The sequence below is a fragment of the Desulfonatronum thiosulfatophilum genome (assembly GCF_900104215.1).
In the GTDB taxonomy this organism is placed as follows: domain Bacteria; phylum Desulfobacterota; class Desulfovibrionia; order Desulfovibrionales; family Desulfonatronaceae; genus Desulfonatronum; species Desulfonatronum thiosulfatophilum.
Genome location: NZ_FMXO01000019.1, coordinates 60,461 through 73,272 on the forward strand (window position 1 = coordinate 60,461; position 12,812 = coordinate 73,272).

At 52.0% G+C, this 12,812-nt stretch carries 8 protein-coding genes; 5 read left to right on the top strand and 3 right to left on the bottom strand.

The annotated features are described in order from the left end of the window. Nucleotides 1–133: 133 nt before the first annotated feature. Both BLP93_RS14865 and prsR read right to left on the bottom strand, forming a co-directional pair. Nucleotides 134–487: a PilZ domain-containing protein gene (locus BLP93_RS14865; protein ID WP_092123414.1), complete on the bottom strand. Its 354-nt coding sequence runs from the start codon at nucleotides 485–487 to the stop codon at nucleotides 134–136. Nucleotides 488–585: 98 nt separating this feature from the next. Continuing rightward, nucleotides 586–2,037 carry a PEP-CTERM-box response regulator transcription factor gene (prsR, locus tag BLP93_RS14870; protein WP_092123416.1) on the bottom strand — a complete coding sequence of 484 codons (1,452 nt, stop codon included), beginning with the start codon at nucleotides 2,035–2,037 and terminating at the stop codon, nucleotides 586–588. Between the two features lie 1,139 nt (nucleotides 2,038–3,176). Here prsR and BLP93_RS14875 point away from each other — a divergent pair. The 5 genes from BLP93_RS14875 (at nucleotide 3,177) to BLP93_RS14895 (ending at nucleotide 10,407) form a co-directional block, all read left to right on the top strand. Further along, nucleotides 3,177–5,930 (top strand): EAL domain-containing protein, encoded by a 2,754-nt coding sequence (locus tag BLP93_RS14875; RefSeq protein ID WP_161946361.1) that lies wholly within the window; start codon nucleotides 3,177–3,179, stop codon nucleotides 5,928–5,930. Continuing rightward, nucleotides 5,917–6,957: an SDR family oxidoreductase gene (locus BLP93_RS14880; protein ID WP_167353027.1), complete on the top strand. Its 1,041-nt coding sequence runs from the start codon at nucleotides 5,917–5,919 to the stop codon at nucleotides 6,955–6,957. Before BLP93_RS14875 ends, BLP93_RS14880 begins: the two co-directional genes overlap by 14 nt. A gap of 218 nt (nucleotides 6,958–7,175) precedes the next feature. Then, nucleotides 7,176–8,063: an N-acyl amino acid synthase FeeM domain-containing protein gene (locus BLP93_RS14885; protein ID WP_092123422.1), complete on the top strand. Its 888-nt coding sequence runs from the start codon at nucleotides 7,176–7,178 to the stop codon at nucleotides 8,061–8,063. Between the two features lie 32 nt (nucleotides 8,064–8,095). Further along, nucleotides 8,096–8,872: an outer membrane lipoprotein-sorting protein gene (locus tag BLP93_RS14890; protein WP_092123424.1), complete on the top strand. Its 777-nt coding sequence runs from the start codon at nucleotides 8,096–8,098 to the stop codon at nucleotides 8,870–8,872. Nucleotides 8,873–8,907: 35 nt separating this feature from the next. After that, entirely contained in the window at nucleotides 8,908–10,407 is a 1,500-nt protein-coding gene (locus BLP93_RS14895) for a DUF1302 family protein (protein ID WP_092123426.1), read from the top strand. Between the two features lie 89 nt (nucleotides 10,408–10,496). Here the strand turns inward: BLP93_RS14895 and BLP93_RS14900 are convergent, their stop codons facing one another. Further along, nucleotides 10,497–12,764, bottom strand: coding sequence for an efflux RND transporter permease subunit (locus tag BLP93_RS14900; RefSeq protein WP_092123428.1), 2,268 nt, complete (start codon nucleotides 12,762–12,764; stop codon nucleotides 10,497–10,499). Between the last annotated feature and the right edge of the window lie 48 nt (nucleotides 12,765–12,812).

The window sequence follows — 12,812 nt, forward strand, 5'->3', positions numbered from 1 at the left end:
GGTTGAGGTCCTTTCCTCGCGGTCATGGGCGGCGTGAGATGCTCCTGCACGGACAATAAAGCACCAAGTCGAGTCATCAGCGCTCATGACACCTGATGTTTAAACCATTGTAACCATTCTGAAAAATTAATCTTTAAGAGCAGTAGCGTTGCATTGCCTGGAGATGTTCCGGGCTCATTTTTGTGATCACCGCGCTGATCTGAATTGAATAGGTCAGTTTCTCAGCACGATTGGTGAGGCAGGAGGCCACATACTCCGTATCTGCGTCTGAACAACGAAAGCGGATTTTGGCGGTGACGTTTTCCAGGTCCAATTCTTTCAAATCTTCGTCGTAATCGTAAAGAGCTACGAGCATTCCCTCCATGGAAATATTTCTCACAATTGCTTGTGATCTATACACTTTTCCATCTTTTTCCATGTGAATGACTGCTGGCGCCAGTACTTCTTTGCGGGGAGATTTTCGCAGATCCGGATTAGCCTGTTGCATTTTTATTACCTCGATAGCGCTGGGACGTAACGTTGCGGAAATCCGTTATTTCTGGCCTCTGGCGGCCTTAAAGCAACAACCATGCCACCAGCAGCTATTTAGCCAGTATTAATTTCATATCTTGTTTTATGCTTTGTTTTTTGACTGTCGTCATCATCCGCGCCTTGATGAATTGCCGCAGGCGACAGATTGTATTTTTTTAAGAGATCATACAACGTCGGCCTTGAAACTCCCAGCGATTCCGCAGCCTTGGCGACATTCCCCGTATTATCCTGAAGAGCGGTTTGAACCATTTGCCGTTCCAGCATCTCCCGACCCTGTCGCAATGTGGTTCCCAAAGACAGTTGAGGACGAGGTGTCGACTTTTCCGACTTTTCCGAAAATCCAAGATCTTCTGGTTCAATGAAAGATGTATTGGTCATGATCACGGCACGTTGAATCTTGTTCTCCAATTCCCGCACATTACCCGGCCATTCATAGGATTGCAGGCAGGCTACGGATTCGGGACTGAAGCCGGCGCTTTTCCGATTCAATTCCCGACAATTTCGCTGCAAAAACAGATTCGATAAAAGAAGAATGTCTTCGCCGCGCTCCCGCAACGGCGGCAACTCTATAGTCACGACACCAATCCGGTAAAACAGGTCCTCCCGGAATGACCCGTCGGCCATGGCTTGGGCGATGTCGATATTCGTGGCGGAAACGATGCGTGCGTCCACCTGGATGTCCTGGCGTCCACCAACCCGCTGAATCACTTTTTCCTGAAGAAAACGGAGCAGTTTGACCTGCAAGGCGAGAGGAAGCTCGCCGATCTCGTCGAGAAACAGGGTTCCCTGGTGGGCAAACTCAAATTTGCCTTGAGTTCGAGAACTGGCTCCGGTGTAGGCTCCTTTTTCATGTCCAAATAGTTCGGATTCCAAAAGATTTTCCGGAATGGCGCCGCAGTTGATGGCCACAAAAGCATTTTTGCGACGCGAACTCTTGGCATGAACGGCTCTAGCCACAAGCTCCTTGCCTGTTCCTGACTCCCCGGTAATCAGGACGGAGGCTTCGGAATCAGCAACCTTGCGGATGGAGGCAAAGACGTTCTGCATTTTTTGGCACTGGCCGATGATCCCATGACCATCATCCAGACCATGGCATGATTGGCTGTGCAGGTGGCGGTTTTCTTCTTCCAGGGAGGCAAGGTGAAAGGCCCGCTTAATGATGATTCGCAGTTCGTCCAGATCAATGGGCTTGTGATAGAAGTCGTATGCTCCCATTTGCACGGCCTTGAGAGCGTTCTCGTGTCCGTCGTTTCCTGTAATGACTATGACTTTTGTGGTATTGGCCTGTTTAAGAATTTCCGAAAGACACCGGAAACCTTCCTCAGAGCTGTCTTCATGAGGAGGCAGCCCCAGGTCCAGGGTAACCACGTGAGGCTTGTGCTTTCGGAAGAGGTCAAGGGCATGATTCGCGTCAACTGCCAGCGTCAAGCTGTAATCTCGCCCCAGGGCCCACTTGAGCTGTTTTCGAATGTCTTCGTTGTCGTCAACGACAAGCAGCTTGTTCATGTTTTCGTCCCGGGCGTTACCTCGCACCCGATTTGGAATGGTGCTTAGCGTAATCCACATTCCAGAATATTCGGACAGGGTGCAAGATGCGGGTTACTTGGAAACAATAATTTCGAGACCAAGCCGGTTAAAAAAATGTGGAACTTCTCATTTCGACGAGACCATACTGATTCTCACCATTGATTCATTGATGCCGAAGTGATCATGGACAGGAGGCCATGACTATAGGAGAAGACGGTCAGGAATGAGCGGGTGCATATTTTTTGTGCATGCTGATATTAGCATGTTTTATGCCAACCCCCAACGATTCAGCATGGCATGTCATCTGGGGGCGAGTCGGACCAATTTACGCCGTTTCGGATGTTAACCCATGCCAGGATGACATCCCTCGCCTGTCTTCATCCCTATGCCCATCTTCAGCACTATGGGATCAGGCGCGGGATGCCGCAAAGCCGACGACCGAGTTTGAAAGCCGCAAGTCGAGTAAAGTCGGACCTCAACCGAGGAGTTGCGCAGAGGATCTCCCGTGTTCGAGCAGATGTAAAAAATCCCGACAAAACCGGGCAATTGAAAAAAAGCGCGACACATGTGTTTTTTGGGGAATAAATAATGTTATTTGTATAAAAAAACAGGAAGGATGTATTCTCCGAGAGAACATAATCCCGCATGCTCTCAACGTAAAATCGAGACATGCACTGTAAAAATTTTCGACAACATCCTTGTCTGTACGCATTAATCACGCAAGAATCCAAATTTTTCGGACTCGAAGTTCGCCTGCTTACACTTGATGAAATAGCGTGGAATCATTCAAATCCCCATAATGCCGCGACAGCAATCGGTTTTGCCGGCAGCGGCTTGCAATCCGGACAATAAAGAGCGGCGTGTTCGGCCCTGAGTTTTGATTATGATTTATCAAAAAAATACAAGAATTTCGGCAATTGGCATACATCTTGAAGATTACTCATCACAATCCGGACGCATTCATCAGGACATTTTTTCTGGTTTGCTGAAGTTTCCAGGACCCAGGAATGTGTCTCTCGCATGACGGGAATTTCTCCTGGCCGGAAAAACAGACCCCAATTATGATACTCAATACTCCAAAAAATTTCTCTTCAATCCAGCCCCGGGACCGCCTTGCCATGGTTTATTCAAACCTGGATGAATTACAGGTCAATAGTCGGGCGCATTGGCTTGGCGCAATGAAAAGGGAAGCGTTTTGCATCAGCATCACGAATCCCGAATCCAATGGCCACGCTTGTTTTCAATCGATGCACAAGGAACTGCTGGAACATGGACTGCGCAAAGGTCAAGTCGAGTTCTTCGATCCGCAAAAGTACATGAAGTACGGCAAACTGGTATTGCCCGTGTTCTTGGAAAAGCTTGAACAGAAGGTCGAGACAGGCATTCAGCAAGGTTTTCGAGCGGTAGACATTAGTTTTGACATGGTCAGTCTGCATTTGGTCCTGCAAGAATTGCGGGATTTATTGCAAATCATCACCAATGGGTTTCTGGAACGCCACCCCAGCGCGATCTTGTTTCAGTTTCCACAAGATGGCCTACCTTCCGAAACATTCAATACTCTCCTCGAGTTCAGCCCGTTCATTGTTCTTGGGGGACGCATCCGGCGCAACACTCACCCGCTTCCTCTGGAGAATTATCCGGCAAAACCAGGGAATCAGGCTCGGGAAGTGTTGCATGTCATTGAACAGTGGAATCAGGTAATGGATCAGAATGCCGCGCTCTTCACTCTGCTGGACAAGCATGGCCCGGCACTGTGCCTTGTCGATCATCAGGATGAAATAATTCACTGGAACCAGGCATTTGCCGTGCTGACGGGGCTTGGCCAGGACGGCATCCGTGCACCGGTTCCCTTCGCTTCCGTGATCGAATCTCCAACGGAGTGCGATGATCTCCCCTCCGACTCGGAACTGCAACGCCGCACCTTTTCCGGAAAAATCAGAACTCGCGACGACAAGGAAGGCCCGGTAACGCTGTACATTCATCACATGCCCGAAACGGCTGGAAGAAATTTCTGGAACAGGCTTGTGGTCGTTCGTGGACATGATTCTCCAACATTGGATCAGGACGGAGAGGATCAATCCGAGTTGCAGTACAGGCGCTTATTCGAGATGTCGCGGCGCGGTCTGGTCAGAGTGTCGGCCGGCGGAGTCATCCTCCATGTCAACCAGACTTTTGCGGATATGCTGGGATATAAAAACCAGGAGGGGTTGCGGGGACAGGACATGAACTGGTGGAAGAGGAGTTGCGTCTCGGCCAATCAGTGCCGTGCAATGTTCCAGAAATTCCAAGAACATGGGTCGGTTTCCAAATATGAGATGGAAATGCTTGCCGCGGATGGACAATCTCGCTTGTTGCAGTTTGACGGCTTCTCCGCGGGCAAGCGGGATGATCCGGGTTGCTCCTTCATTGCCGTTGTCGAAGATGTCACGGAGCAGAAAAGTTCAGATCAGAAACTGCTGCATCAGGCCTTTCACGACCATCTCACGGGCCTGCCCAACAAGGCTCTGCTCATGGACAGGATCGACATGGCCCTGCAGCAGGCCAAACGCAAAAAAGACAGCCTGTTCGCCCTGGCCTTTCTGGACATCGATAATTTCAAGACCGTGAACGACAGGTATGGCCATCTTCTGGCCGACCAACTGCTGGTCAAAATATCACAAGTTATCGCGAATTCCGTGCGCAACGTGGACACGGTCTCCCGATTCGGCGGTGATGAGTTTGTCGCCCTGCTGGATGGCATAGAGGATGAAAGCGAGGCCATGAGCATTCTGAACCGAATTCGCGAGGGCCTGTCCATTCCTTTCCCGGTCAACGGACAGCGGGGGATCGTCTGCACCGTGAGCATTGGCTTGGTTCTATCCATGGGATACACCTCGGCCACGGAGATGTTGCGGGATGCCGACATGGCCATGTACAAAGCCAAAACGCAGAATAAGGGCGGGATCCATCTTCTGAGGCCCACTTCCGGACGATTGGCTCACCGACGCGACACGCTCATGAATGATATCTCCAGAGCCTTGGATCATGGTGAATTCTGGCTCCATTACCAGCCGATCTATCAAATCAACGGCAACAGAATAATCGGATTTGAGGCCTTGATTCGCTGGAAACACCCCAAGCTCGGCTTGCTGCTTCCGGACGAGTTTCTCCCTTTGGCCGAGAAAAACGGCCAAATCATCCCATTGACCCATTGGGTGCTCGGCGATGCGTGCTCACAGATGCGCACCTGGCAGCTGAACTACACCTCCGAGCCGCCGCTGACCATCAGCGTCAACCTTTTTCTGGATCAATTCTCAACCCCCGGTCTCGTGGAAAGCGTTCAGTCCGTGCTCGAGGCCACGGGGTTGGATGAACGAAGCCTGAAGCTCGAATTCTCGGGCAAGGCATTGGCGATTACGGAAAATATCGGCGAGTTGCTCATCAGGCTGAAGGAGTTGGACGTTCAGCTCTCCATCGATGACTTTGGCCTCGGCTGCTCAGCCTTGCTGCATCTTCAACGATATCCTTTCGTGCCCATCGACAATCTCAAGATCGACCGCTCGGTGATAGGCAGGTTGACCGATAGCAATGATTATCTTGAAATGGTCTGGACCACGATCATGCTCGCCCATAGTCTCGGGATAGAAGTTGTTGCCGAAGGCGTGGAGACACGTCAGCAGTTGTCTCTGCTGCAGGAAATGAACTGCGATTACGCCCAGGGGTATCTGTTCTCCAAGCCCCTGGAGAGCAGGCTAGCGGGGAAGCTGCTGCACAAAAATCTCCAGAATCCACACTACGCGTTTCCACGGGCGAAAAACCTCGCACCGGAGCGTAAAACACTTGAACCGGGGATGTATCGGAATATACCAGATGAACAACATTTCCTCATATGACCGTATCCAGAATGAACTGCGACACAACCCGAAAACCTGGCTCGTCACCGGTGTAGCCGGCTTCATCGGCTCCAACCTGCTGGAAACCCTGCTCCGATTGGACCAACAGGTGGTCGGCCTGGACAATTTCTCCACCGGCTACCAGAAGAATCTGGATGAAGTTCGAGACACCGTCTCTCCCGAGCAATGGAAAAAATTCCGGTTCATGGAGGCGGACATCCGTGATGCCGGAGCCTGCGGCCATGCTGTCTCCAATGTGAACTACGTGCTGCATCAGGCGGCTCTCGGGAGTGTTCCGCGATCCTTAGAAGATCCCATTGAAGCCAATGAAAACAACATCACCGGTTTCCTGAACATGATCACAGCCGCGCGGGATGCCGGAGCAGAGCGCTTCGTCTATGCCGCTTCCAGTTCAACATACGGTGATCATCCGGGTCTGCCCAAGCGTGAGGACGCTATCGGAAAACCGCTTTCTCCCTATGCCGTGACGAAATACGTGAACGAGTTGTATGCCGAGGTTTACTCGAGCTGTTACGGCTTCCACAGCATCGGCCTTCGCTACTTCAACATCTTTGGCCCGCGACAGGACCCCGATGGAGCCTATGCCGCGGTAATTCCCAAATGGTTCGCGGCATTGCTGCAAAGTCAGGAGCCGTTCATTAACGGAGACGGAGAGACCAGCCGGGATTTTTGCTATGTGGACAACGCCGTGCAAGCCAATATTCTGGCCGCCTGTTCCAGCCAAGAGGAAGCCCTGAACCAGGTCTACAACGTGGCTTTCGGCCAACGCACGACTCTGAATGAGCTGTTCGGGTTCATCCGCGATCTGGTTGCGGCGCACCACCCTGCCGCCGCTGAAATCAAACCCCAATACCGGGACTTCCGAGCCGGCGACGTGCGCCATTCCCTCGCGGACATCGCCAAGGCCGCCCGCTTGCTGGGCTTTCATCCGAAATACTCGGTCCATGACGGCCTGAATATGGCCGCCCAATGGTATGTCCGCTCGATGGGCGCTGGTCAATCGTAAGAGAGATCCTGAATCAAGGAGTCGCGACGCCACCTTGCCGGATGAAAGGAAGTCGCACATGAATATGCCTCAAGGTTTGCTTCGCCTCTTTTTCCGGATGTCCGACATCAAAAAGCGCCGGTTCTTGGCTGTATTTATTGATCATTGGGATTGCGAAGGACCTTTTGAGAAATCAGCTCGACTGGCGTTGAAAAGCGGTTTTGATAGGATTTTTCTTCATGGAGCAGGGATACAATTCGAATTTGCATCATCAAGAGCGCCGACGAACAATACGGATCCGGCGTTCAGCCCTGCTCAGAGCGAACCTGGACGACATCAATCGTCCCAGCATCAAGATCGCGGAAACCAAGCAAGAACTGGAACAGGCGTATGCTCTGGTCTATAAGGAATATCTCGAACAAGGATACATCAAACCTCATCCTTCAAAACTCGCCTACAATATCTACAATTTCTTGCCATCCACTTGCGTATACATCTTTAAAAGCTATTTGACGGTTATTTCCACCCTGACTCAGATTGCGGACAGCTCGGAATTCGGGCTTCCCATGGACGCTCTGTACCGGAAAGAAGTCGATCGGTTGCGCAACCAGGGCAGGTTCGTAACCGAACTGTCGGCTTTGGCGACCCCAAAAGAGATGCGCTGGTGCAACTTGATGATCTACCTAGCCAAAACCATGTTCGAATATTCCAAGCTGACCATGGTCAATGACATATGCATCATGGTCAACCCCAAGCATGTGCGCTTTTACAAAGCCATCCTCCTTTTTGAAGATTTTGGGAAAGAGAAATTTTATCCCGCGGTTAATGCTCCGGCGATTGCACTGCGCATAAACTTCGACAAGATCGATAAACGGTTGAATCAGGTTTACAAGGATTATGATTTTGAAAGCAACCTGTACAATTTCTTTTGCAAAATGAACAATACCACGCAGACTCTTTACGTGGACAGAATTTTTGCCAACAGGTGTTCACCCATGAATGAAGAAACATTCCTGTATTTCGTAAACCTAAAACCAAGGATCTTTGATAAACTGCCGCCGAAACAGATAGAATACTTTCACAAACTGTATCCGAGTCTGAAGTTGAACAAGCCAATCATAAAATAGGGACCACATCAGGGAATTATTGGAAGTCTATCATGAAGAAAATCATCACGTATCTCTTTGTATTGATGTTAATGCCTTTTTCAACTCTGGCGACCGAACATGCCCCCCCCTCCGGTCGGGAACTTGCTCAGCGGGTTCATGATCGGGATGTCGGGCAGGATTCGCAGAGTCGAGTGGTCATGGAACTTATCAGCCCTGGGAGTCAAAGACGGGTTCGCGAGATGACGATGCTGACCAAAGAGGACGGACCGATCCGGAAATCATTCATTCGCTTCACAGCGCCGGCGGACATCAGAGGAACCGGTTTTCTCTCCATCGAGGATGGCCGGGGCTCGACGGAACAATTCATTTTTTTGCCCGCCCTGAACCGCACACGGCGCATTGCCGCCTCCCAGAAGGGGCGCAGTTTCGTGAATACGGATTTCACCTATGAGGATATGGAACGCCGTCCTGTGGACGAGTCCGAACATCAACTCGCGGGCAGTGAAGATCTCGAAGGAGTAGCCGTCTGGATTCTGGAAAGCAGACCCAAGCCGGACAGCGATTCACTGTACGGGCTGCTCCGAATCTGGGTTGCCCAGGAATTGGATGTGCCCTTGAAAATCGACTATTTCGACAAGCAGGATCAGCATATCAAGCAATACCGCGTCTTGCGCCTGGAGGACATCCAGGGAATATGGACTGAAACCGAGGTCGTCATGGAAGATCTGACCTCCGGCCACAGCACCATCCTGGCAACCAAGGAGATCGAATACAATCTGGGTTTGGCGGACAGCCTGTTCACTCAGCAGAATCTTGAGAGATGGTAAAATGAAAATAGTCTTGTAATAAGTGTGAAACATATATGCAGATTATCCGCCTCGCCTTGTTCATCCTCACGCTGTTTTTATTGCAGCAGGGATTTCCTGTCCATGCTTTGGCAGCGGAGCAGGCCGACACTGAGCAGAAGGTTGCCCAGGCTGAAAGTCCCGGGGTGCTGATGTTCTCCCCCCCCGCCGATCAGCCCCGTGAGGCAGGTGCCGCCGCATTGCCGAAAACCATCGACCTGAGTGGAATCGTGGAACTGAAGACGGCTCTGGATACTCGAAAAACCGCTGATTTCGAACATACCCGGATGCTGCGCAACAGGATCCGCCTGGAGAGCAGGTGGACGCCGGATATCTACCCGGCTGAAGCAGCAACTCCCACGAATCTGTTTTTTCTGGCATCGGTCCAATCCGACTATCTCTGGTTCGGACCGGATAACAAGACGGATGATTATTATCTGGAACTTTTCGAGGGCTTCATGCACTGGTCCAGATTCCCGTGGGAGATCCGGCTGGGAAGACAGCGGGTGCGCTGGGGCAAGGCTGACGGAATCAGCCCGGTGGACAACCTCAATCCGCATGATCTGCGGGAATTCCTTCTCCCCGAGATCGAGGAGCGCAAGCTGCCCAACTGGATGGCCAGAATCCGCCATTTCTCCGATTGGTTCACCCTGGAAGGCGTCTACATCCCTTTTTTCGAACCACCCAGGCTGGACTACTTTGGAACGGACTGGGCCATGTTCGGACATCTCAAGCAAATTCTCCGGCAATCACCCCTGCCGCCGGAACTGCAAGCCCAGGTTGATCATCTTTCGGTCACCGAAAACAAGCCACCTCGCCGACTGACCACCGGAGACTGGGGCATTCGAACAGCCAGGACGTTCGATGGTTGGGACGTTGCGGCAAGCTACCTGTATGCCTGGGAAAAAATGCCGCATGTTCTCAATAATCCGCTGACGCATCTCGCCTCCGATACGTTCTCCCCTCATCCGCCGACGTTGCCGCCAACGCGGGCAGGCTCCGGGATCGACGGGATCGACGTGGAATATCGGCGATCCAGCATATTCGGACTGGAGATGGAAACCACCGCCAACGGGTTCGGATTGCGCGGAGAAGGGGCCTATTTTGATCGCCGCTCATTCCTGACGCGGGACCTTGTTTCCATGGACAAGGCGGTTTTGCATTACGTCCTTGGGGTGGATTACCTCGGAGAGCAGGACTGGTATGTCAATCTGCAGTTCGGACATCATGTGGTTTTCGGATATGATCCAGAAATCCTGTATTGGAATCGACACGACTACTCCGTGAACGGAGAAATCAGCAAGGAATTCTGGCGGGGCAACATCGAGGCCGTGTTCCGTTATTACTATAATATCCGGGATAAAAGCGTCATGCTGAATCCCCACCTTGTGCTGCGGTACTTCCAGAATTGGGAGCTGACCCTGGGACTGGATTTTTTTGAAGGTGGATCGGATACCTTTCTGGGGCAATATCGCAACAATGACCAGATCTATTGCATAATCAGGTACTATTTCTAGCGAGTCCCCATACTACATACTGCTGACGAGCTGACATCAAAACAAAAATCGGAATCGAAAACAAAGCCATGTGAAAGACTCCCCAGGAGCTATGTCGCGGGGCGATCTTTTTTCAGCAGAATGATGGCCGGAAGAAGAATCAGGTCTCCGATCAGTGCGGTGACCATCACCAGTGCGCTGAGCAGGCCGAAGTAGATTGTCGGCACAAAATTGCTGAAGACCAACACGCCGAATCCGATGCTCAGGATGACGGATGTCGTAACAATAGCCAGCCCCTTGTTCATCACGGCCTGTTCCAGGGATGCCGCAATGGGCAGACCTGTCTTGCGGTGCGTGTCGTACTCCATCAGAAAGTGAATCGTGTCGTCCACGGCAATACCCAGGGCAACCACTGCGATCAATGCCGTGGATGTATCCAACGGTATGCCCAACAATCCCATGATGCCGAAATTGACCAGCAGGGGAAAAATGTTGGGCACGAAACTCAACAATCCCATCTTTATTGAACGCAGCACCAGGAACATGATCAGGGCGATGACGCCCACAGCCAAGGCCAGGCTGGCCATCAGGCTGTCCAGCAAGGCCTGGATCACGTTGACCTGCTGCACCACGTTTCCGGTAATCCGGATGGCAATGCCGTCGGCTTCCAGTTCAGCCAGGAATATTTGCGTCGCCTCAATCAACTCCGCCTGCCTGGCCGAACTGGTTTCGGACAGTCGCAGCACGATCCGGGCATGATCAAGAGACCTGTTGATGTAGTCGTCGATGTCTCGCGAATCATACAACAGCAGGTACTGGGCGATCAGGTCCCTTTCTTCGGGCACGACATAAAATTGCGGGTCCTCATCATGAAAGGATTTGTTCATGTCCTTGATGTAGTCGGCGAAGGAAAGCGATGTGTCCACGCCGGGCAGGCCGTGCATGAACGACTGGATGGCGTCCAGAAGCAGCAGGTTCTCCGGCTCGCTGAACGCGAAATCCGAATTGGCGCGCAACGAGATATCCATGGTCGCCACGCCGCTCAGGTGTTGCTGCACAAAATCCAGATCCTGGCGCAACGGGCTTTCCTTCTTGAAATACTCCAGAAGATTCGTCTCCATCTGAATTTTGCCCGCAAACCAACCGGAGCCAATGACTATCAGCAGAACCACGAAACAGATCCGGACATGCTGTTTGCGCACGAAGCGGCTTGTGGCGAACAAGATTCCGGAGAGGCCGTGTTCCGTGCGCCTGCTCCTGTAGATCTTTGATGGATTGCAGAACAAAATCAGCGGAGGAAGCAGGAAAAAGGAGAAAAAGAATTCAAGAAGCATCCCCATGGAAGCCACATAGGCAAACTCGCGGATCGGAAGCAGGGTGCTCACGGACAGCGAGAAAAAACCCACTGCCGTGGTCAGAGAAGTCAAGAAGCAGGGCAGGATCACCTTGTCCAGCACCCGCCTCAGGGCTGCGTGCTTATTCTGTTCAGCTCCCAAATAATCCTTGTCGAGATAGGAGAAGATATGGACCGTGTCGGCCAGGGCCAGAGCCATGACCAATGACGGCACCACGGAAGTGACATTGTGCATGGCCGTGCCGGTGAGAGCCATGAAGCCCACTGTGGCTCCCAGGCAGAACATGATGTTGACCATGGCCAGCAGCGTCAGCCGAAGATTTTTGAAAACAGCCAGGATGACCAATGCCACGAGGGTGATGGTCAGAGGAATGAACGTTGCCAGGTCCTGCTGCACATACCGGCTCAGGAAGACGTTGCTGACCGTGTTTCCGGCAAGGTGAAAGCGCGTTCCTTCGGCTTCATGTCTTGCCAGCATGTTGGCGACGTCATCCAGGAATCGCCTTCGAAATTCATGGTCGTCCGGATGGTCATGGGGATAGACGATGATCGCGAGGGTTTCGGCGTCTCTGGAGATCAGGTTGTCCAGGTACAGCGGCGTGGACATCGCCTGTTCCCTGAGACGCTCCAACCCCTCCCTGGTATCCGGAATGGTTTCCAGAAACGGCCGCACATCAAAAAATTCCTGAGCCCCGTCCACATAGTCCACATTGGCCAGGCTCTTGACGTTTCTGGAGCCGGGATGGCTTTCCAACTCCCGGGTCAGATCCCGCAGCAGATGCAGGTTCCGCTCGGTGAAGACGTCGGGTTGTCGAAAGGCAATGACAAAGAACTCATCCTCTCCGAAAATCGAACGGATTTCCTCGTAGTAGGCAAAGTCAGGGTCGTCATCGACAACAAAATAATCCACATTGTCGATGGTGGTCAGCTTAGGTATCTGCAGGAAGAAAAACAGCCCCACCATGACGCTCGCCACAAGGGATGCCAGAGGGTGCCGCACGACAAACCCGCTGATCGATTTCATGGGAATACCACGGTGATGACGGCTGATGGAAATGACCCGAAAAGAAAC